Genomic DNA, 20533 nt, shown 5'->3' on the forward strand with positions numbered 1-20533 from the left:
GTCATGGCTAACATTTTAGATAGCAAAATTCCAAGTGGTGCGATTGAAGACAAATGGGAAAAAGCCAAGTTTGAAAACAAACTTGTAAACCCTGCGAATAAAAGAAAACACTCTGTGATCGTTGTAGGGACTGGCTTGGCTGGTGCTTCTGCAGCGGCTTCCCTGGGTGAGCTTGGTTATAAAGTAAAAGCATTCTGCGTGCATGAATCCCCTCGCCGCGCCCATTCCGTGGCCGCTCAAGGTGGTATAAATGCTGCTAAAAATTATCAAAACGATGGTGACTCCACTTACCGTCTTTTCTACGACACTGTTAAGGGTGGTGACTTCCGTGCACGTGAAGCAAACGTTTACCGTTTGGCTGAAGTGTCAGCGAACATCATCGACCAAATGGTTTCTCAGGGTGTTCCTTTTGCCCGTGAATACGGCGGTACACTAGCAAATCGTTCATTCGGTGGTGCGCAAGTTTCCCGTACGTTCTATGCCCGCGGTCAAACAGGTCAGCAGCTTTTGTTGGGTGCTTACTCGCAAATGATGAGACAGGTTGACGCTGGAACGGTTGAACTTCGCTACCGTCGCGAAATGCTGGATCTTGTTGTTATCGACGGAAAAGCACGCGGTATCATCGTTCGTAACTTGCTAACAGGTGAAATCGAAGCGCACGAAGCCGATGCGGTTATCATCGCTTCTGGCGGCTACTCAAACGTGTTCTTCCTTTCTACGAATGCGATGAACTGTGCGGTTACGGCTGCATGGAAAGCCCACAAACGTGGCGCTTATTTCGCAAATCCTTGCTACACGCAAATTCATCCAACATGCATCCCAGTTCACGGGGAAAATCAGTCAAAACTTACCTTGATGTCTGAATCTCTTCGTAATGACGGTCGTGTATGGGTTCCAAAAGCCGTGGGTGACAAACGTCATCCAAACGACATTCCAGAAAATGAACGCGATTACTACTTGGAGCGCGTTTACCCATCATTTGGGAACCTGGCTCCTCGTGACGTGGCTTCTCGTCAGGCGAAATATGCTTGTGATGAAGGTCGTGGCGTAAATGAATCTGGTAAAGCAGTTTACTTGGATTTCGCTGATTCTATTAAACGCCTTGGCGAAGATAAAATTTCTGAGCGTTACGGCAACTTGTTTGAAATGTACGAAAAAATCACGGGTGATAATCCATATAAGCGTCCAATGATGATCTACCCTGCTCCTCACTACACAATGGGTGGCCTGTGGGTTGACTACAATCTTCAATCAACAATTCCTGGCTGCTTCGTTGCTGGCGAGGCGAACTTCTCTGACCACGGTGCGAATCGCTTGGGTGCTTCGGCATTGATGCAAGGTTTGGCAGATGGTTACTTCGTAGTTCCTTACTCTATCGGTAATTACTTGGGCGGCACTAAACTCAATAAAGTAACGACGAACGACGATGCTTTCAAGGCAGCAGTTGACGGCGTTAAAAAAGAGATCAGCACACTAGTAAATATCAAAGGGAACCGCACAGTTGATAGCTTCCACAAAGAGCTGGGCAACATCATGTGGGAAAACTGCGGTATGGGTCGTAATGCTGCTGGCCTTAAGAAGGCTTTGGAAGAGATTCCAAAAGTTCGTGAAGAATTCTGGCAAAACGTTCGTATCCCAGGTGATCCAAATTATCTTAACGTTGAGCTTGAAAAAGCAGGGCGTGTTGCAGACTTCTTGGAGCTTGGTGAGTTGATGTGTCGTGATGCTCTTGAGCGTGAAGAATCATGCGGCGGTCACTTCCGTGAAGAACATCAGGATAATGGTGAGGCAAAACGTGACGACACAAACTTCTGTCACGTTGCTGCGTGGGAATACACAGGCGACATGAAAACGTCTGTTCGCCACAAAGAAGAACTTACTTTCGAAAACGTTCACCTAGCAACTCGTAGCTATAAATAAGAGGCTTAAAATGAGTGGAAAACATATCAATCTGACTTTGAAAGTTTGGAGACAAAAAGGAGCTAAAGATCAGGGCTCCTTCGTTGAGTACCAAGCAAAGAATGTTTCTGAGCACGCTTCGTTTCTAGAGATGCTAGATGCCGTGAACGAAGAGATCGTGGCAAAAGGCGAAGAGCCAATTGCATTTGACCATGACTGCCGCGAAGGTATCTGCGGCACATGCGGTTTCGTTATCGATGGCGAGGCACACGGTAAGTTGAAGGCAACCACAGTTTGCCAACTTCATATGCGTAACTATAATGATGGCGAAACATTGACTATCGAGCCGTTCAGAGCGAACTCGTTCCCGGTTATCAAAGACTTGATGGTGGATCGTTCTGCATTCGACCGTATCATTTCTTCGGGTGGTTACATTTCTCAAAATACGGGAAATCCTCAAGATGCGAATGCTATCTTGGTTCCAAAAGCAGATGCTGACGAAGCGATGAGCTCGGCAACTTGCATCGGTTGTGGTGCGTGTGTGGCGGCTTGTAAAAATGCTTCTGCAGCCCTGTTTACCTCTGCAAAAATCTCTCATATGGCTTTGCTTCCGCAGGGTGCTGTTGAAAAAAATGAACGTGCTTTGCGCATGGTTGCAGCTATGGATTCTGAAGGTTTCGGTGCTTGTACGACCACGGGTGCGTGTGAAGCTGCTTGTCCTAAAGAAATTCAGCTGACAAACATCTCTCGTATGAACCGTCAGTTCTTGGGAGCAGTTTTGACTCAAAGACCTAAGCATAAAGATGGCGGCGCTGGCTAACATCCCAGCTTCGTTTGAGTAACGCATAGTTCTTAAAAATATTCGTAATATTAAGGGGTTCAGGTAACTGAGCCCCTTTTTTTGTACTATTTTTTAACCTTTAAATTCTGCATCATCGGTCCGTCTTAATGAGAGACGCAACCTCGACCTTCATCTGTGATTTTCTTCTAAAGCTCGATCATCAAACTTCCGAAAACTAGACCAAGGATTGGGCTTATGAAGAAGATTGATCAACTAATGGCAGAACTTGGCTTCAATAAAAATGCGCCCGATAGCGTGAAAGAAGCCTTTATTAAACATCTTATTAAAGTATCTGAAGGTGTAAACGTAGTGACCCCCTCTGAGAAAAGAGAGATGGCCCAGAATCCCGAAAAGATTGTGCAGTTTAAACTGCCTGAACAAATGAGCTTCGGATTCGCCGACGAGAAATCCCCTCGTCCAACACGACCAAAGACGGGTTAGATCGCTTGCTTTACTTTAGATTCATAAAACTTGTATATGGACAATGGTCTAGGTTTCGCTGTTGACTCCAAAAACAAATAAAATCCTGACTTTGGCGTTGGTACCATTTTGGAACTGGAGGACCACCCGGCAATTTTTGCCGAGACTTTCCTCCTGTACCCATCAAGGAGGGATTTATGAGAGGGCTTATTGGAAGAGCCGTGCTCGGTTTGTTCGTTTCTGCTAGCGCTTTCGCTGCTAAACCTGAAGCTGTGCCTGGTGAATATATCGTTCAATTGAAAAATCAATACGCGATTCAGTCGACACAAGTTTTGAGTCAGCAACTAGGTGCATTCGTTAAAGAAACAATCCCTAGCATGAACATCGTGGTTATCAAAAGACCTGTGTTTGAACTTACGGACAACGTAATCAAAACGCTTTCTCAAAATCCATTAGTAGACATCGTTGAACCAAACTATATCTACCGTATCAACAAAACTCCAAACGATCCAATGTTCACGCGTCTTTGGGGCATGAACAATACTAAGACTGCCGGTATCGATATCGGCGCTCTTCAAGCTTGGGATATCACAACAGGTTCTCAAGATGTTTTGGTTGCGGTTATTGATACTGGTATCGACTACAACCATCCAGATCTTAAAGACAACTTGTGGACGAACGCTGCTGAGCTTAACGGTCAAGCGGGAGTAGACGACGACGGCAACGGCGTTATTGACGATATCTACGGTGCAAACTTTGTAAAGGCAGACAAACCAACTGGTAATCCCCTTGATGACCACGGTCACGGTTCTCACTGCTCTGGCACAATCGGCGCCAAAGGTGACGACGGTAAAGGTATTGTTGGTGTAAACTGGAATGTTCGTTTGATGGGTGTAAAATTCTTGTCTGCGGACGGTTCTGGTTCACTTGAAGGCGCTCTTAAAGGTATCGACTATGCAGTTAGCATGGGCGCAAAAATCCTTTCAAACTCTTGGGGTGGCGGCGGCTACTCTGAAACCTTGAAACAGGCTATCCAAAGAGCCAACGACAAAGGTGTTCTTTTCGTAGCGGCGGCGGGTAACGAATCTAACGATAACGATGCAAATCCAACTTACCCAGCAACGTACGACATTCCAAACGTACTTGCGGTAGCAGCGATTGATGATGGTGGTCGTTTGGCTTCTTTCTCGAACTACGGAAAAACAAAAGTTCACGTAGCAGCTCCGGGCGTAAACATCTATTCATCAATTAAAAATGGTGGTTACGATTCTTGGTCTGGTACTTCAATGGCAACTCCGCACGTTTCTGGTATCGCGGCTCTTCTTGCGGCGAACGAACCAAACTTGACGGGCTTGCAACTTAAAGAACGTATCATGGCGACTGCGAAACCAATTCCTGGTCTTCGTGGTAAGGTTCGCACAATGGGTATCGCAAATGCTTACTCTGCTTTGACAAACACGATTGCTCCACCAGATGCAAATGATCCGGTTAACTGGCAAACAGTTTCTGCAAGCGTTTCCTCTGCTCACCCTTACGCAAGCAAAACAAATGCGACTTTCGAAGTAAGAGCCGCGGGCGCGAAACAAATCGCGATCTATTTCGAAAAATTCGACACAGAACGTGATTACGATAAAGTTGAGATCTACGATTCAACTGGAAAATTGGTTCAAACGTTATCTGGCAAAGCTGACGATACATTTTCCAGCGTTATCGAGGGTGACTCTGCAAAAGTAGTGTTCACTTCTGATGACTCTGTAAACCGTTACGGTTTCGACATCACCAAAATTGCTTTCCGCTAATCTGGGACCATTTTAAATCTAAAAAGCCATCACGTCCTGCGTGGTGGCTTTTTGTTTTTAGTCATATGCACACCCCCAACGCTGCCTTTTCGAGTCCTGCCGCCGATAATAGGACTTATTGACGGAGGTTTGCATGCAACCCGAAATAGAGCGCAATAAGAGCAATGCCAGAAACAATGCTGGTAAAAAACCAAGCATTCGTGGTCGCCTCAGAGATGAATACGATATTCAAAGTGAAACCATTAAAAAAGGACAACTGGAAGGTGTACTTGAGCGCAAAACTTTTGCACAAGAAACCAGTGTCTTCGTCGGAACCGCATTGGTGGTTTTTTCCCTTTTGGGTTTCGTTGTGGATAATCTGTTAGGCGCGCACCTTTCGCCGGCTCACAATGTGATTCACTTAGTGGCTGGTGCTTTGTTGGTTTGGTTTGGCTTTAGCAGCGAGCAAAAAGCAAAAAAGTGCTCTTTAATTTTCGGTGCTTTCTATGCGGTCTTGGGTGTGCTGGGATTTATGGTTGGAACACCAGGGATGCCGAGCGTGGGAAATCTTGTTCGTGACGATTCTTTATGGCTGGTAGTTCCCGAACATCTGGAATTGGGATCCACAGATCACTTGATCCACTTGCTTTTGGCGGCGGTGCTTATTGGTGGAGCATTAATGAAATTTCGCCGACTTCGTCGCGAGGAGCTTTAGTCCTCGCGCACGCCCTCTTGTAGAAACTTTTCGATTTTCAAATTCGTATAGTCTGGGAAGTCCAACTGCGTGCAGTGCGAACCATATGGCACCAGAACGAATTCAGAGTGCTTGATTTTTTCTTTTAAGTGATACTGAAAGCGAATCGGAGTGACAGCGTCTTTCTCGCCAGAAATCACCAGCACCGGAACTTCAATTTTCTCCAGAATGCTTTCACCATCAAATTTCATCAGCTCTTCAAAAAGCGATATGAAAACTTTTAAGTTCATGCGCGCGACGCCGCGACAATAAACTTCAATGTCTTTGAAATGAGTGACACGCAGATTGAAACCACCCGCTAGAGCTGCCGCATACATCGCCAAAGGATTGTCTACGGCAACTTTCCACAGAGTATTCCACAGATCAGGTTGGTTTTCGTATTGTGTTTTTACGAAATAGAAAAACGGTTCGATCACATCCAGCCCAAACATTCCTTTGATAGGATTTCTGGCAAAACCATTAATGAAGGTCATCGAGCGAATCGCATCTGGATTTGAAGAATACAGATTCAATAAAACGGGAGCACCAAAACTGTGTCCTGCAAAGTGCGCGCTCTTAATGTCTAAATGTTCAAGCAAACCCAGAATGTCTTTGCTAAGAGCATCCAATGTCAGTTGGCTCATGTCGACGATCGGATTGCTTTTATGGTGACCGCGCAAATCAAAAGCGATGACTTGATAGTTCTTAGAGAAATATTCGATCTGATAGTGCCAGTGATTAATCAGGCACGCGATACCATAGATCAATACTAACGGCTCACCTTGCCCATGGGTTTCGTAATAGATGGAAGTGCCATCATAGCTTTCAAATGTTCCGATGCTTTTTGGCGTTGTTTCCATGAGGACCTTCTTAACTAGAGATAAGAGACTTTAATCACCGTGCTGCCAACAGAGATCATATCTCCATCTGAGAGCATTTCGGCAGACACCTTCTTATTATTAAGAGTCACCCGCCCTGTTGCCAAAACTTTTAACTCCACCTGGCCTGGTCCCGCAATAAGTTGGAAGGCATCGCGAGGCGCGTCCACGTCCAATAGTTCAACATCCAAAGAGTCTGCGCCCGCAGTTCGGGGGCCATACCCTAAAATAATTTCCTCATCGGCTTGGATCCCGCGAAGAAACGTTAACTTTAAAGCGGGGGAAAATCTTTGCAGCTCTTGCTCGGGTTCGGAGTTCTGAATTTGCAGCTGAGGAACCGTAGCGCTCACGATGTTGCGCCAAGTCAGAAGACGCTCAAAGCTGCTGGCTTGTTCTTCTTCAACCGTGACGACTTTAAACTGAGTGCGTCCGATCTCAAAGATAACCCCTGGAATTAACGCGACTTTTTTCACACGGCGACCGGAAATATAAAGCCCATTGGAGGAATCTAAATCCAGCAGAACCAACTGCCCTTTTCCATCCAAAGCGATCTGCGCATGCTTGCTGGAGACCTTGGGGTCCTTCACAATGATGTCGGCATTGGCTCTGCCCATAGTCATTCCGTCCGTCAGTTGATGCCGGGAGCCTTCGTTTACGCCGTTAAGAACCTCAATAAATGTGACCATTTAGGTATGATAGGACTGGATTCGGGCGAATCAAAGGACTATTCCTTGTGCTCAAACTTAAGGCGTGCTAAACCCGTTAAACATTTTAAAAAGTCATCCTTGTTCCCACCCCTGTATGGTGGGGGCTTTAACCGAAAGGATTATACATGGAAACTAAAAACACTATGCCTTACGAGGTTGTTGTTCTTATGCATCCAGATGCAACTTCTGAAGATCAAAAAGATCTTTTTAAGAAGAACAAAGCAACTATCGAAAACTTCAAGGGTTCTATCAACTCTCTTGAAACTTGGGGTAAACGTAACTTGGCGACTCCAATCGGCAAGTTGAAAAAAGCGATCTACTTCCACTCTACATTCGAAGCTGACACTCAAGCTATCGCTGAGTTGGAACGTACTATGCGTATCAACGACAAAGTACTTCGCTTTATGCATACTCGCCTAGACGAGCGTGTATCTTTGGCTAAGTTCATGGAAGGCTTCAAAAAAGGTCTTTCTGAATCTGCTGCTCGTGAAAAAGAGCGCGAAGCTAAAATGCAAGCACGTAAAGCTGCGTTCGCTGCTGCTAAAGCAGACCGCGCTGAACGTGGTGAGTAATTAAGGGCGTAAGCCATGAAGAAGTACGCGTCTCCACAGAAATTCATTACGATTTCATCTCTCTCGGTCTTGTTGTCGATGATGACTGTGGTATTACACGCGCCTCTTCTTCGTGTGCTCCGTCAGGCTTTCGGTCCTTGGGCTTTTTGGATCCTGGGATTGTTAGTAACAGGGGCTGCGTGGCTCCTCAATGCCCCACCTTTAGCGATGTTCATTGGCTCCGTTTGGATGACTTTAGGGGTATACAATGAACTTGAGCAAAAAGGACTTGGGTGGTGGCTATCCGGTATTTTGAGTGTGTTGCTCGGGACAGGTGCTGCAAGCATCGCTCTTTACGGCGCATTCACAGTAAATGGGATTAACACGTACGCTGAAGTTCAAAAGCTGGTCGAACAATTTATTGAGCAGATTCAACAAGTGAATCCCGCTTTTAAGTTGCAAGCCTCAGATTTGATGCAGCAGTTCCCATCAGCCATTGCTATTACTTTGATTATAGCACTAGGTGTGGGATTAATTTTTGAGAGAAGGGTTTTTTCGTGGCTCAATTTGCCCCGCGAGAAAATTGCCTCTCAGCTCAAGTTGTCGGAATATCGTTTGCCTGACTTTTTTATTTGGGTAGCGATGACAGCCTTCCTTCTGACAATGGTGAGTTTTGGCGGTAAGGCCATTGCGATCCTCGCAACAAATATTGTGAACGTAGCACTCGTTCTCTATTTCTTTCAGGGGTTAGCAGTGTTGGAGGTATTCCTAAATTCGATTAAGGCAGGAACTGTCAGTCGAGTTTTGGTGTACATAATCTTGGTCGGCCAGTTAGTACTTATTTTGAGTATTGTTGGTTTGATCGATTACTGGCTGGATTTTAGAAGTCGCATTCGTAAGATGACGGCTCCAAAAGCTGGCTAACATAATGGAGATCACATGAAAGTTATTCTTCAAAAAGACGTAAAAGATGTAGGCCGTGTTGGTGAGTTGGTGAACGTTTCTGAAGGTTTCGCGAGAAACTTCTTGTTCCCACGTAAATTGGCTGCTGAAGCTACAGAAAAACGCGTAAAAGAGTACGAACACTTGAAACGCGTTGCTGAGACTAAAAAGAAAAAAGCCTTGGCTGAACGCCAAGAGCTTTTGAACAAAATCAACGGCACAACTGTATCCTTCAAATTGCAAGCTGGTGCAGACTCTGACAAGCTTTTCGGTACTGTAACAACTACAGATATCTCTAAAGAGCTTCAAAAAATGGGTCACTCTATCGACCGTCGCGATATCCACTTGGAAGAGCCAATCAAAGTATTGGGTCAACACAAAGCGGTTATCCGTTACGCTGAAGGTTTGGAAGCTAAGATCCAAATCGCAGTTGAGCGCGCATAATTTACATTAAGTACGCATAACTATGAAGAGGCCTCGGGAAACCGGGGCCTTTTTTATTTGGGAAACGTGCTCTCCGAGTTTTGCAGCCGTAATTTTTTGTCAACTTTACTATAAGGTAATCTTATGGGGCGTATCGAATTTTTTATATTGCCCTGGTTCCAAAATGGGTGTTTAAAGAGCGCCATTGGAGGGGTTCCATGAACACAATCAAATCTCTTAAGTTGGCTTTATCTTTGGGTGCACTAGCGACAATCGCTGCTTGTACTCCAAACAAATCTGCATCTCTTAAGTCAGGCAACAACTCCGGTATTATCGGTGGTGAAGCTGTAGCTCAAAACGATATCATCAGAAAATCTACTGTATCTATCGTTGTGAACGTTCTGACTCAAGACAATCAACAAGGTCAGTTCCTGTGCACAGGTTCAATCATCGCTGACAATATGATCCTTACGGCTGCTCACTGTATCCCTGGTACGGAGTACAAAAAAGCTGCGATGTTCGTAGTGTTCGCAACGGATCTTAATAAAATGACTAAAGACCAAATCAAACCTGTTACTGGTGTTGTGGTTCACAACCAATACGGTGAAGGTGATGCGCGTCTTCGTGCAACGATTGAAAAGCTTAAAAAAGCCGGCAACCCAAATGGTGATGGCGTTGAACTTTCTGATCGTGACCAAGGTGCCGATAACTACGATCTAGCAGTTATCAAAATCCAAGGTAAAATTCCTGCTGACTACCAAATCGCAAATATCCTTAAAGATGAAACGATCTTGAAAAACGGCGCGAACGTAACTCTTGCTGGTTACGGTTTGACGAATGTTAAAAAAGAACAAGTTGATCTTAAAAAGTACCCAGATCTTGATGCAGCTATCGCTAGCGGTCAGATCGCTTGTACTTATGACAAGAAAACTTGCTACATCCTGACTCAAGAAAACGAAAACATCTTGAAGAAAACTGATGTAGGTGTGATCCAACCATACGGCGATACTGAAGTTGCTTTGGATCAATCTCAAGGTAAAGGTGCTTGCCACGGTGACTCTGGCGGTCCAGCGTTCATCAACGTAGGTGGAGTTGAATACCTTTGGGGTGTTACAAGCCGCGGTACTGGTAAAGATGGTATCGACGATTGCTCAAACTACGCGATCTACACAAAAATCAACGCTGAGTGGAACTTCGTTTCTGCAGCGATGATACAATTGAACACTTCTGTTAAAGAAGACGTTCAAACTCAAGAAGCTCCAGCCGAATCCCAAGAAGAAGCTGCTCTTGACTACGAAATCTAATTTTTTAATTTAAAGAGTAAATGGAAAAGGCCTCGGGAAACCGGGGCCTTTTTTATTTTGTATATCGTGGCTAAATCGAGCGGAGGTTTGAGCCTATGCGGATTTGATTTCTTCTTCGTTCGCGAGCTCCAAGAACACCTGGTTCAAGTAGTCGGCCATAATTTCTCTTAATTGGTCGATGGTCATCTCTTCTGCATTCGTTCCGTGTGCAGCCATCAGTTTATGTAGCTCATTCGCTACCGGGTTCTGGGGAAGTCCTGTGGCTTCAACCACGACTTGGGCTAAACCCTTTTCCATCATTGCCTCCGTGCTCAGAATAGGCGCGATCCATGCGCCCATGTCTTATCGACTCTTTCACTCAATCAAGGGGTTAATTTAACCTCAATCTAAAAACGAATATGTGGGCTTTGGTCCAGTCAGTTTGGTGCAAATTTCGAACAATTTTGAGATGTACTCATAGAAATCCTAATGAGTGTTCCCTATGACTCCGATAAGTACTTTAGGAGCCATAATATGAACGTACGGGTTTTGGTTTTAGGTATTGCAGCTTTGATTCTATCAGCCTGTTCTTTTGACGTGAACCTCCTTGGAAACAAGGGGGCTGGAGCACTTCCCTCTGATGGAGACGGACTGTTCCCTTTGGGGGAACAAAAAGCCTATTTTGGTGGTTCAGTCGCGACGGCCGTGGACTCTTTGGGAAATGTTTATGTCGCAGATCCATCTGTTGGTGGGTCCATCACTGTCCTGAATGCGCAGATGGCGACCGTGCGCGTGTTGGCGTCCACGGGATCAGCAGATGGCCAAGTCAGCAGTCCAAATGGAATGGTCATCGATTCAAACGATAACGTTTATGTTAATGATTACGGAAATTTTCGAATTCAAAAATTCGACTCTAGCGGAACCTTTGTTCGCAAATGGGGCGTCAGTGGCGGCGACGTTAATAATCCGTTTGAGTTCAATGTAATGTCGGGAATTGCGATTGATTCCAATGACAATATCTATGTTCTGAATATGAATGGTCCCAATCATGGGATGGAAGTTCGTGTCTTTGATACAGATGGAAACTTGGTTCGTAAGTGGGGCCAGTGGGATGACGGTGTCACCTGCCCGAGCTGTGACGGTTATTTTGATTCCATATATGGTATTGCAATCGACAAGGATGATTACGTCTATGTCGGCGATTATATGAAAGGAAGAATTCAAAAATTTGATTCGCTGGGCGTGCACCAGTTAAACATCGGATCGCCGGGTTCGGGTGCGGGTCAAATTCCAAACGTTTTTATTGGAATTGCCGTAGCGTCTAACGGAACTATTTATGTATCTCAGGAAAGTTCTCCGCCAAGGATTCAAAAGTTTTCTGCAGCGGGAACATATGTTTCTGAGCTTAGCAGTGCCGGTTCAAGTTCAAGTCAATTCGTAAGACCCTGGGCGATCGGCTTTGATCGACAAGGCAATATTTTGGTTTCGGATTTAACGAATGGTTTTGCGGGTGCAATCAAGAAATTTTCTGCGAGCGAAACCTTCATTGCTGCGATTCAGTCTGGCGGAAACGGTAATGGACAACTTAATAAACCCTTTGCAGTGGCAATATCCAAGGCTGGATTCGTTGTCGGCGCAGATAGTGGAAATTACCGAGTTGCCAAATGGGATGCTGACGGGAATTGGCTTTTGAATTTTGGCAGTCAGGGCTGGGGCAACGGTCAATTCACTATGCCCGTCTCCATCGGTGCGGATGATTTGGGAAATATTTACGTCTTGGACTACGATCAACCTAATACCAGAATTAAAGTTCAAAAATTTTCCAACTCAGGAACTTTCATTAGGGAGTGGGATGGATCTGCGGGCGCTGGAACTACTATCACTTCATCCTATGGCCTGGCGGTTGCCGGGAATGGTGATGTGTATGTTGCCGATGTCAGCCATGCGAAAATTCAAAAATTTGATACCGACGGAAACCATATTGCAGATTTAGGAGTGGGTACTCTTGCGATGCCAGTCAACATTGCTCTGGGTTTGAATAGCAACTTATTCGTGACAGATGGTACCGGAAAGGTTTTTGAACTTGATACCACGTCGGGTGCAAAACTTGGTGAATTTGGTTCTGGTCTGTTCACTTTCCCATGGGGTATCACTGTCAGTCCGGTGACGGGTGATGTTTATGTTGGCGATTTGGTTGCAAATACCATCAAACAATTTAGTGCTGCGGGAATTTTAGGGTCGATCAGCTGGGGTGGCTTTGGATTTGCGTCAGGAAAATTTTCTGCGTTGGCAGGCATGGCTTCAGATGAAAATGGATTTATCTATACCGCTGACAACAGCAACTCCCGTATTCAAAAATTCAATGGCCTGGGAGTTGCGTTCTAACTAGCGCCGATTCGAATGTTTTTTGCCCCAGTGCTTTGCATTTGGTAAGAACCAATACAGCACTGGGAGCAGGATTCTGCGCGGAAGAAGTCTGCGAATATAATAAAACACAGTGGCGTCTAATGTTGCCGGAATCCATAGCGATGGATTTTCGGTTTTAATTGTTTTGATAATCAGTTTTGCAATCTTATGCGCAGACGAGCGCGACATCCGCATCATCTTAGCCACAAACGGCGTCATGTTTTGATAGAAATCGCAATAAGGTCCATCCCAGTTATGTGCAGGATCTGATAACTCTGAATGATAAACATTTTGAAACGAGTTGCTGTTCACGAATCCTGGCTGAATCAATGAAACCTGCACGCCAAAGGGACGCATCTCATACCACAAAGATTCACTCGCACCTTCAAGCGCATACTTGGAGGCGGAGTAAGAGGACATAGTCGGCATCGCAAGCATTCCCGCAACCGAAGACACATTGATGATTTTGCCTCTGCCCGTTTCACGCATATATGGCAGCACCCTGCGAATCAAACCCATCGGTCCCAGATAGTTTGTTTCCATTTGCAGAAGTTCGTCTTTGGCCGTCATGTGTTCAATGACCGAGCGATACGAGATACCGGCGTTATTCACCAAGATATCCACACCACCCCAAGTTTTATTCACGTGATTGATAAGTTCTTTGCGCTCTTCCTCTTTGGTGACATCCAAAGGATAGATCATGAATCGTTCGTTTTCTAAAAACTGATCGTGAAGTTTTTGAATGCTTTTTTCTCGGGCCGTCGCAACGACACGATATTCAGGATGTTCGTTGTAAAGTAAATGAGCGAGCTCAAGTCCAATGCCATTCGAACAACCCGTAACTAAAACGACAGGCTTGAAAGACTGAGGAATATTTCTGCGGTGATAACGTGAAAAAGGCCACATACGTGGCCCTTATTATCCTAGGCCGGAGCTCCAGGAGCAAAGTTTTTCGGTCTGCCACCTGGCATCGGAGGTGGTGCTTGTGGTGGAGGAAGAGAGTTAACCCCTGGCCCTTCATTTTCAGCGTCCTTAAAGCGGGAGTGTTTCGCGTCGAAACGAAGTTTAACGGTACCCGTCGCACCATTACGCTGCTTGCCAACGATTACTTCCGCGTGACCGGCTTTTTCTGGATCTTCCTTGTCGTAGTAATCATCACGGTAAAGCATCATGATAACGTCGGCATCTTGCTCGATCGATCCGGATTCACGAAGGTCAGAAAGCATCGGACGACGGTCCGCACGACCCTCTACCCCACGATTCAACTGGGCTAGTGCGATGATAGGAACCTGAAGTTCCTTGGCAATTGCCTTTAAGCTTTTGGAAATTTCAGCAACCTCTTGCTCACGCGAAGAGAATTTTTGCTTCATGCTCATCAACTGCAAGTAGTCGATCATGATGCAATCAAGTCCGTGTTCTGCTTTTAAACGACGAGCACGGGAGCGGATCTCGAACGGCGACATACCTGGAGTATCATCGATGAAGATTCCGGCCTCAGAAAGGGCGCTGGCTGCGTTAATCAGCTTTGGCCAAGCGGAGTCTTGGATCTTACCATTACGGATCTCATTCATGTTCACACGCGCTTCAGACGACAACATACGCATCATCATGGCTTCCTTACCCATCTCGAGAGAGAAGTAAGCAATAACCTTTTTAGCACGAAGAGCGATGTGTTGGGCAACGTTCAAAGAGAACGCCGTTTTACCCATAGAAGGACGAGCGGCGATAATCGTCATCTCACCAGGGTGAAGTCCCGATGTCATCTTATCAAGCTCGGTGAAGCCTGAAGGAAGACCGGTAACGTCTGCTTTGCGTTTGTAAAGTTCCTCGATCTTTTGGATGGAAGCCTTTACGATTTCCATAGAGCCCACAAGACCAGTGGCTTGTTTTGTTTCAGACAACTTAAAGATTTCGCTCTCGGCCTGATCCATGAAGGATTCAACGTCGACGAAATCTTGATCGTATGCACGCTCGATCAATTTGCTGTTTGTCGTGATCATTTTCCGCAACATGCTTTTCTCGCGAACGATTTTCGCGTGAGAACCAATGTTGGCAGAGGAAATCGTTTTATCCAAAAGACCGATCAGATATTCAGGTCCACCGACCATATCCATGGAACCTTCGGCCTGAAGCACGTTGGTAACAGTGATGATGTCGATGGGCTGATTTTTACTGTGAAGATCTTTGATCGCAGCATAAATCTTTTGATGTGAAGGCTTATAGAAGTCCTCTGCGAAGAGAACGTCACCAACTTGATCGAGAGCTTCTCGATCAAGCATCAGGCCGCCCAGTATGGACTGTTCGGCATCTAGATTTTGCGGTGGAATACGAGTACTCACGACACAACCCCTCGTGTGAGAATATCAAAAAAAGTGCGAGACTGAGCTAGGTGGTGGTTCTGGGTGGCTCGCTGGTGCTAAAATTCAAAAGAATTATTAGTTCAATTTTTTAACACGAATTTTGTAGTTATCAATTTTCTTCTTAAGAGTGTTGCGATTGATGCCAAGCATCTGAGCAGTTTTAACTTGGTTGCCATTGTAGGCACGTAGAGCAAGCTCAAGTAGCGGTTTTTCAACTTGTTCGATTACAACATTGTACAAACCGTTCAATTCTACTTGCGCTTCTTTTTGTTGAGCAAAAAGAACTTCAAGTTTGCTTTTAACAAGCTTTTCCAAGCTTACAGACTGAAGGTTAGCGACAAAAAGATTATCAGAACTGTTAAGGTTCGGCGTCATGGATCTCCCGGAATTACATCAGTGCTTGGGTTTTTGGAGTAACTATACTCCGCGTGTTTCGGGAGACCAAATATACTTATGCAGTTGCAATTGCAACCTTGCAGATGATTTTTGCTGCAATATTTTTTCTGCCAACCAGCGTTCAGATACTTGGGTGTATGATGGGCTGTATAAAACCACAAATTTTTCGAACAAATTGTGTTGACGACAGAAATTTTCAGACCAGCTGAAGTCTTCCTCGGAACAGATCACAAACTTGTATTCCGTGCTGGGAGTGGAATGCGCGATGTTCTCCATCAAGAAAGAATCTGCTGCGCCACTGTCTGGAGTTTTCACATCCAAAATAATTTTTACTCGTGGATCTACTGCAGCAATATTTTTGGAACCAGAAGTTTCCAAAGAAACTTTGTAACCCTTGTCGCATAACTCTTTCATCAAAGTGTGAACTTCTTTTTGTAACAACGGTTCGCCACCCGTGATGCAGACATACGGTGCTTGGTGAGAATCAATCTCTTTGATGATGGCATCCAAGGACTGCATTTCGCCTTCGTAGTAGGAATACTTTGTATCGCAATAGGTGCAACGCAGGTTGCACGCGGTTGTGCGCACAAACACCGTAGGGTTCCCTACGTACGTTGTTTCACCTTGGATACTATAAAAAATCTCATTAATTTTAAGCATTCTAACTGGCTCTTTGTCTTGGAGGCCCTGCGCCACTTGGTGCGAGGCAGGTCCGTACTTGTACCCTCCTCCAGTCCTAAGTCAAGGTTGTGCTTCCCGAGCATGACTAACCCAGCGAAATTTCGTAAATTTTTTAAATGAACCAATTCCTCAAAAAGTTCCGTCAAGACGTCACTGCAATCTGTTTTTTGGGCCTAGGTCTTTTTATCACCCTGTCCTTGGTAAGCTACAACCCTCAAGACCCATCCCTTAACTCCATTGGACAAGGACTAAAAGCCCTAAATTACTGCGGAATTGTCGGCAGTTTTCTGGCTGACGGGCTTTATCAGCTCTTTGGATTAGCTGCTTGGGTCATCGTTGCGAGCCTGGGGCGTATGGCTTTTGCGGCCTTCAGAGGCGAATCTCTGAATATTAAAAACATTCGTTTTGTGTGGGCGCTTTTGCTGATCGTCGATGTGGCGGCCTTGCTTTCGATCTATATGCCGACGACTCGCCTGTTCCAGAATCAAATCGCTTTAGGTGGAATGCTGGGCATGGGAGTGTCTTCAGCATTGATGCGTGCGTTCGCCTATGCCGGCGTGCAGGTGATTTTGTGGACGTTCATGGCCGTGCTGGTGGTGTTCTATTCCGAAAAAACGTTGCAGGAACTTGCGGAAGTACCACAGGAATTCTTTGCGATGCTTAAGAAACAGAAAGTTGGCGATCGCATCGCTGCTTTCTTTGGTGGCGCTTTTGTAAACGAGAAGAAAGCCGCTCCTAAAAAAGATAAGAAAAAAGATGAGCCTAAGAAGGCCTTCCCTCTTGCTGACAAAAAATTTGTAGGTAAAGACGAAGAGGAAGAAGACAAGGATCTGAAACTTCTTCTGGATGCCGCTGAGGAAGAAGAGGAAGAGGACGAAGAAGAAGACGAAGAGCTTTTTGCGGACGCCGATTCCGATGAAGACGAGGAGGAGGAAGAAGAAACTCCTGCTCTTCGTATGGCGCAAAAACGTAAAGTGGTGATGAAAGCAAAACCACCTCGTCGTGTCGAAAACTGGGAAATGCCAAAGCTGGCGTTACTTGAAGACCCTCCAGTTTCTCGTATCAAAATTGATAAAGCCGAGATTCAAAGAAAAGCCGATGCGTTGGTTGAGAAGCTTAAAAATTTCTCGGTTGAAGGTTCGATTCAAGATGCGAAACCAGGCCCTCTGGTTACGATGTATGAATTTAAACCGAATGCGGACGTTAAGATCTCTAAAATTTCTGAACTTGAAGATGACTTGTCGCTGGCGCTTTCTTCGGAGTCTGTGCGCGTGGTGGGTCATATCCCAGGAACGGATGTTGTGGGTATCGAGACAGCAAATTTAAAGCGTGAAACAGTTTACTATAAAGACTTGATCGCAGAAGACACATTCTGGAGCGAGGACCTTGCGTTGCCGATGGCTGTCGGTCGCACAGTGGATGGTGAACCGAAAGTTGTGGATCTGCGCAAGATGCCTCACTTGTTGATCGCAGGTACGACGGGTTCTGGTAAGTCCGTATTTGTTGGATCCATCATCACGGGATTGTTATTCCGTCACTCCCCTAAAACTTTGCGTTTGGTTTTGATCGATCCAAAAATGGTCGATTTGGCTCCGTTTGCTACCGTTCCGCACTTGGCAATTCCTCACGTGACAGAACCCAAGAAAGCGGCGACCGCGCTGAAGTGGGCTGTGCGTGAAATGGAAAAACGATATAAGTCTCTTTCTAAGTTCGGTGTTGGAAAAATTGAAGCGTTCAATGAAAAAACTGGCGGTCTTGCGAAAGACGAAATTGAACAACACGAAAAAATCAATCAGGAGCTGGAAGAGGGCAAAGCAAAACTTGATCAGTATTACTATCAACCACTTCCCTACGTTGTAATTGTGGTGGATGAGCTTGCCGACTTGATGATCACTGAAAAACAAAATATCGAAGAGCCCATTCAGCGTCTGACGCAAAAAGCGCGTGCCTGCGGAATCCATTTGATCTTAGCTACTCAGTCTCCACGTAAAGACGTTGTGACGGGTTTGATTAAAACAAATATTCCGGGTAGAGTGGCCTTGAAGGTGGCTTCGAAAATGGACTCCAGAATTATCATAGATGACTCCGGAGCTGAACGCCTTCTGCCAAATGGTGACATGCTATTCCAAGCACCTGGTATCGGGAAACCAACTCGCCATCACGGACCGTATTTGAAAGATGCCGAGATTGCTAATGTCGTAAAACATTGGGCATCCCAAGGTGAACCAGAGTATGACCCACTTGCAATGAAGGCACTTGATGGATTCGCCGGTGGCGATGGCGCTGAAGCTGGTGGCGATGACGGTGGTGGATTTGGTGATGAAGAATACGATGAACGTTACGATGAAATCCTTTCGTGGGCTTCTGGTCAGAAAGAAATTTCAGCGTCATTGATCCAACGTAAATTCCGTTTAGGTTATCCACGCGCTGCTCGCATGATTGAAGTTTTCGAAAAAGAAGGCGTTGTTGGTCCAGCTAATGGCAGCAAGCCGCGTCAAGTCCTCGTTACTTCTTACCGCGAAACTTAATAGAAGCTTGCTAGTCCTCCTTTGGTCGTGCTGCAATAGATAGCAACAAAACCATCAAGGAGGATTTTTATGATCAAAGCAATTATTGCTACTCTTGCACTAACTTTTTCAGTTTCTGCATTCGCAACGCCATCTATCGCTGACGTAGTAGTTCAGGCTCAATTGCCTGCTATCGCTGAACAAGCTCACACATTGGGTTTGGACTGGAAAGTTGGCGACACTGCTAACTACAACCTAGATATGGGTGGATTCATCAAAGGTAAAATGGTGATGTCTGTTAAATCTATCGGTGCTGACGGCATCTGGATGCAACAAGATATGGATCTTGGTTTCGCAGGTAAACAAAACGTAGAAACTCTTATCGATCCAAACACTGGCGCGGTTAAAAAAATGATCGTGAACGGTAAAGAGCAAGAAGTACCTAAACAAGACGTTGAAGTTGTCGATATCAAAGAAGACAAAATCACAGTTCCAGCTGGTACATTTGAATGCGTTCACGCAATCCTAAAAGACAAAAAAGACAACTCTGAAATCAACGCGTGGATTAACCCACAATTGATTCCAATGTCTGGTTTGTTGAAACAAGTTGCTCCAAGCCAATTCGGCCAAGTAACTGTTGAATTGACTTCTTTCTCTAAAAAGTAGTTCATGAAGTCGATCTTCTTGAAAGCCGCTCTAGGAGCGGCTTTTTTATTACCAGCCCCAGCCTTTTCTCAGTCAAAATCTGAGACCTACAAAGATATTATCGAGAAAGCCTATAACCTGAGTTTGCAGAAGGATCGTCAACAAGCTTTGAACATCCTAAATGCAGCAATTGCGCGTGATTCCCGTCCCCTGGCGCAGGCAGAATTAAAAAAAGCGGCCCTGGATGTGGCCCACGTTTTCTTTAGCGACAAAGCTCAACAGCTTTACGAAACTTCTCTTTCGCTAAAAAAATCCGATTTGAATCAAGCTATTTCCAAATTGAGCGAAGCCCAACGCATTGAACCTGACAATTTGACCATCATCATCGAAGCAGCCCGCCTGCAGATCGCCAAAAGTGATTGTTCGAATGCTCAGGAAGGTTTGGTGAAGGCGCTAAAACTTGTGCCTTTTGATGAAGACCTAAAACTCGCTAATGCACAGGCTCAGGCTTGCAGCGGTTCGTGGGTGGAGTTTGCTAAAAACCCTGAGTCCGTTGATGCGAAAAAGTCCTCATATCAGAAATATTGGATGGCTTTGACGGTTGAGCATCAGCTGAAACTTAAAAATCTGACAAAAGCTTCTGAGGTTTCCGCAAATTTGATAAAATTGGAGCCTAAATATCCTGAAGCCAGCTATTGGAGCTGGAAGGTTTCGCAAGCATTGAAAAAGAGCAATGTCGAATTTGGTCAGAAATACGTGATGGCATGCAAAAACATTTCAGCGAGCCAGTACAGACAGTATATGATAGATCCCATGCTTTGTCGCCGCACCACTGAAGTCGAAGGCGAAATCAAGGGGATGAATGGAACCACTGAATAAATCCATATTATTTTTTCTGGTCAGCGCATTTATCGCTGGCTGTGGAGTGAAGGGCGCACCTCTTCCACCACTCACCCCTCCTCCGTTGGGACGTGGGGAGCCGACCTATTCGGATACCACACGTAAGGCAAAACAAAAAGCTCGTCCCATAAATCAGGATAACGAAGAAGCTCCGGGCAACTCAGGGGGCGAGCAGTGAACCAT

21 protein-coding genes are annotated in these 20533 nt (G+C 45.4%); 14 read left to right on the plus strand and 7 right to left on the minus strand.

The genetic code is table 11. The annotated features are described in order from the left end of the window. Window positions 1-3: 3 nt before the first annotated feature. The 5 genes from DOM22_RS00105 (at window position 4) to DOM22_RS00125 (ending at window position 5653) form a co-directional block, all read left to right on the plus strand. Window positions 4-1920 carry a fumarate reductase/succinate dehydrogenase flavoprotein subunit gene (locus DOM22_RS00105; protein WP_142698445.1) on the plus strand — a complete coding sequence of 639 codons (1917 nt, stop codon included), beginning with the start codon at window positions 4-6 and terminating at the stop codon, window positions 1918-1920. A gap of 10 nt (window positions 1921-1930) precedes the next feature. Beyond that, window positions 1931-2719, plus strand: a complete 789-nt coding sequence (locus DOM22_RS00110; RefSeq protein ID WP_142698446.1) for a succinate dehydrogenase/fumarate reductase iron-sulfur subunit — start codon at window positions 1931-1933, stop codon at window positions 2717-2719. Between the two features lie 216 nt (window positions 2720-2935). Continuing rightward, window positions 2936-3181, plus strand: a complete 246-nt coding sequence (locus DOM22_RS00115; protein WP_142698447.1) for a hypothetical protein — start codon at window positions 2936-2938, stop codon at window positions 3179-3181. Window positions 3182-3357: 176 nt separating this feature from the next. Further along, window positions 3358-4959 carry a S8 family serine peptidase gene (locus tag DOM22_RS00120; protein ID WP_142698448.1) on the plus strand — a complete coding sequence of 534 codons (1602 nt, stop codon included), beginning with the start codon at window positions 3358-3360 and terminating at the stop codon, window positions 4957-4959. A gap of 133 nt (window positions 4960-5092) precedes the next feature. Further along, entirely contained in the window at window positions 5093-5653 is a 561-nt protein-coding gene (locus DOM22_RS00125; protein ID WP_142698449.1) for a DUF4383 domain-containing protein, read from the plus strand. Here the strand turns inward: DOM22_RS00125 and DOM22_RS00130 are convergent. Both DOM22_RS00130 and DOM22_RS00135 read right to left on the minus strand, forming a co-directional pair. Next, window positions 5650-6531: an alpha/beta fold hydrolase gene (locus DOM22_RS00130; protein WP_142698450.1), complete on the minus strand. Its 882-nt coding sequence runs from the start codon at window positions 6529-6531 to the stop codon at window positions 5650-5652. The two genes, DOM22_RS00125 and DOM22_RS00130, sit on opposite strands and share 4 nt — an antisense overlap. 14 nt (window positions 6532-6545) lie before the next feature. Beyond that, window positions 6546-7235, minus strand: a complete 690-nt coding sequence (locus tag DOM22_RS00135; RefSeq protein WP_142698451.1) for an FHA domain-containing protein — start codon at window positions 7233-7235, stop codon at window positions 6546-6548. 146 nt (window positions 7236-7381) lie between these two features. On the opposite strand from DOM22_RS00135, the gene rpsF reads away from it, so the two are divergent. The 4 genes from rpsF to DOM22_RS00155 all read left to right on the plus strand — a co-directional run bounded on the left by rpsF (window position 7382) and on the right by DOM22_RS00155 (window position 10476). After that, complete coding sequence (gene rpsF / locus DOM22_RS00140; RefSeq protein WP_142698452.1) at window positions 7382-7828, plus strand: 30S ribosomal protein S6; 447 nt, start codon at window positions 7382-7384, stop codon at window positions 7826-7828. Between the two features lie 15 nt (window positions 7829-7843). Further along, complete coding sequence (locus tag DOM22_RS00145; RefSeq protein ID WP_142698453.1) at window positions 7844-8731, plus strand: DUF2232 domain-containing protein; 888 nt, start codon at window positions 7844-7846, stop codon at window positions 8729-8731. A gap of 15 nt (window positions 8732-8746) precedes the next feature. Next, the gene (gene rplI, locus DOM22_RS00150) at window positions 8747-9193 is read left to right on the plus strand and encodes a 50S ribosomal protein L9 (protein ID WP_142698455.1); all 447 of its coding nucleotides are present in this window, start codon (window positions 8747-8749) and stop codon (window positions 9191-9193) included. Between the two features lie 197 nt (window positions 9194-9390). Continuing rightward, entirely contained in the window at window positions 9391-10476 is a 1086-nt protein-coding gene (locus tag DOM22_RS00155) for a trypsin-like serine protease (protein WP_142698457.1), read from the plus strand. Window positions 10477-10569: 93 nt separating this feature from the next. Here DOM22_RS00155 and DOM22_RS00160 read toward each other — a convergent pair whose 3' ends face one another. Further along, the gene (locus DOM22_RS00160; protein ID WP_246845769.1) at window positions 10570-10815 is read right to left on the minus strand and encodes a hypothetical protein; all 246 of its coding nucleotides are present in this window, start codon (window positions 10813-10815) and stop codon (window positions 10570-10572) included. A 174-nt stretch (window positions 10816-10989) separates the two neighbouring features. Here DOM22_RS00160 and DOM22_RS00165 point away from each other — a divergent pair, with 174 nt between their 5' ends. Next, on the plus strand, window positions 10990-12840 hold the full coding sequence (locus DOM22_RS00165; RefSeq protein ID WP_168196513.1) for a hypothetical protein: 1851 nt from the start codon (window positions 10990-10992) through the stop codon (window positions 12838-12840). Here the strand turns inward: DOM22_RS00165 and DOM22_RS00170 are convergent, their stop codons facing one another. The 4 genes from DOM22_RS00170 to DOM22_RS00185 all read right to left on the minus strand — a co-directional run bounded on the left by DOM22_RS00170 (window position 12841) and on the right by DOM22_RS00185 (window position 16277). Next, on the minus strand, window positions 12841-13767 hold the full coding sequence (locus DOM22_RS00170; RefSeq protein ID WP_142698460.1) for an SDR family oxidoreductase: 927 nt from the start codon (window positions 13765-13767) through the stop codon (window positions 12841-12843). A 17-nt stretch (window positions 13768-13784) separates the two neighbouring features. Then, on the minus strand, window positions 13785-15200 hold the full coding sequence (gene dnaB / locus DOM22_RS00175) for a replicative DNA helicase (RefSeq protein WP_142698462.1): 1416 nt from the start codon (window positions 15198-15200) through the stop codon (window positions 13785-13787). A gap of 96 nt (window positions 15201-15296) precedes the next feature. Then, window positions 15297-15596, minus strand: a complete 300-nt coding sequence (locus DOM22_RS00180) for a helix-turn-helix domain-containing protein (RefSeq protein ID WP_061834327.1) — start codon at window positions 15594-15596, stop codon at window positions 15297-15299. 42 nt (window positions 15597-15638) lie between these two features. Continuing rightward, on the minus strand, window positions 15639-16277 hold the full coding sequence (locus DOM22_RS00185; RefSeq protein ID WP_142698463.1) for a radical SAM protein: 639 nt from the start codon (window positions 16275-16277) through the stop codon (window positions 15639-15641). A gap of 137 nt (window positions 16278-16414) precedes the next feature. On the opposite strand from DOM22_RS00185, the gene DOM22_RS00190 reads away from it, so the two are divergent. From DOM22_RS00190 to DOM22_RS00205, 4 genes are all read left to right on the plus strand, one after another. Then, window positions 16415-18826 carry a DNA translocase FtsK gene (locus DOM22_RS00190; RefSeq protein ID WP_142698464.1) on the plus strand — a complete coding sequence of 804 codons (2412 nt, stop codon included), beginning with the start codon at window positions 16415-16417 and terminating at the stop codon, window positions 18824-18826. Window positions 18827-18895: 69 nt separating this feature from the next. Further along, window positions 18896-19471 carry a hypothetical protein gene (locus DOM22_RS00195; RefSeq protein WP_168196514.1) on the plus strand — a complete coding sequence of 192 codons (576 nt, stop codon included), beginning with the start codon at window positions 18896-18898 and terminating at the stop codon, window positions 19469-19471. Window positions 19472-19474: 3 nt separating this feature from the next. After that, window positions 19475-20329 (plus strand): hypothetical protein, encoded by an 855-nt coding sequence (locus DOM22_RS00200; protein ID WP_142698465.1) that lies wholly within the window; start codon window positions 19475-19477, stop codon window positions 20327-20329. After that, a complete protein-coding gene (locus DOM22_RS00205) occupies window positions 20313-20528 on the plus strand; it encodes a hypothetical protein (RefSeq protein ID WP_142698466.1) in 216 nt (71 codons plus the stop codon). Before DOM22_RS00200 ends, DOM22_RS00205 begins: the two co-directional genes overlap by 17 nt. The last annotated feature ends 5 nt before the right edge of the window (window positions 20529-20533 follow it).

The sequence above is a fragment of the Bdellovibrio sp. ZAP7 genome, assembly GCF_006874645.1.
GTDB lineage: Bacteria > Bdellovibrionota > Bdellovibrionia > Bdellovibrionales > Bdellovibrionaceae > Bdellovibrio.

Coding starts and splice junctions, on each gene's coding strand:
- DOM22_RS00105 (WP_142698445.1), top strand. CDS start 4: ATGGCTAACATTTTAGATAGCAAAATTCCAAGTGGTGCGATTGAAGAC.
- DOM22_RS00110 (WP_142698446.1), top strand. CDS start 1,931: ATGAGTGGAAAACATATCAATCTGACTTTGAAAGTTTGGAGACAAAAA.
- DOM22_RS00115 (WP_142698447.1), top strand. CDS start 2,936: ATGAAGAAGATTGATCAACTAATGGCAGAACTTGGCTTCAATAAAAAT.
- DOM22_RS00120 (WP_142698448.1), top strand. CDS start 3,358: ATGAGAGGGCTTATTGGAAGAGCCGTGCTCGGTTTGTTCGTTTCTGCT.
- DOM22_RS00125 (WP_142698449.1), top strand. CDS start 5,093: ATGCAACCCGAAATAGAGCGCAATAAGAGCAATGCCAGAAACAATGCT.
- DOM22_RS00130 (WP_142698450.1), bottom strand. CDS start 6,531: ATGGAAACAACGCCAAAAAGCATCGGAACATTTGAAAGCTATGATGGC.
- DOM22_RS00135 (WP_142698451.1), bottom strand. CDS start 7,235: ATGGTCACATTTATTGAGGTTCTTAACGGCGTAAACGAAGGCTCCCGG.
- rpsF (WP_142698452.1), top strand. CDS start 7,382: ATGGAAACTAAAAACACTATGCCTTACGAGGTTGTTGTTCTTATGCAT.
- DOM22_RS00145 (WP_142698453.1), top strand. CDS start 7,844: ATGAAGAAGTACGCGTCTCCACAGAAATTCATTACGATTTCATCTCTC.
- rplI (WP_142698455.1), top strand. CDS start 8,747: ATGAAAGTTATTCTTCAAAAAGACGTAAAAGATGTAGGCCGTGTTGGT.
- DOM22_RS00155 (WP_142698457.1), top strand. CDS start 9,391: ATGAACACAATCAAATCTCTTAAGTTGGCTTTATCTTTGGGTGCACTA.
- DOM22_RS00160 (WP_246845769.1), bottom strand. CDS start 10,815: ATGGGCGCATGGATCGCGCCTATTCTGAGCACGGAGGCAATGATGGAA.
- DOM22_RS00165 (WP_168196513.1), top strand. CDS start 10,990: ATGAACGTACGGGTTTTGGTTTTAGGTATTGCAGCTTTGATTCTATCA.
- DOM22_RS00170 (WP_142698460.1), bottom strand. CDS start 13,767: ATGTGGCCTTTTTCACGTTATCACCGCAGAAATATTCCTCAGTCTTTC.
- DOM22_RS00180 (WP_061834327.1), bottom strand. CDS start 15,596: ATGACGCCGAACCTTAACAGTTCTGATAATCTTTTTGTCGCTAACCTT.
- DOM22_RS00185 (WP_142698463.1), bottom strand. CDS start 16,277: ATGCTTAAAATTAATGAGATTTTTTATAGTATCCAAGGTGAAACAACG.
- DOM22_RS00190 (WP_142698464.1), top strand. CDS start 16,415: ATGAACCAATTCCTCAAAAAGTTCCGTCAAGACGTCACTGCAATCTGT.
- DOM22_RS00195 (WP_168196514.1), top strand. CDS start 18,896: ATGATCAAAGCAATTATTGCTACTCTTGCACTAACTTTTTCAGTTTCT.
- DOM22_RS00200 (WP_142698465.1), top strand. CDS start 19,475: ATGAAGTCGATCTTCTTGAAAGCCGCTCTAGGAGCGGCTTTTTTATTA.
- DOM22_RS00205 (WP_142698466.1), top strand. CDS start 20,313: ATGGAACCACTGAATAAATCCATATTATTTTTTCTGGTCAGCGCATTT.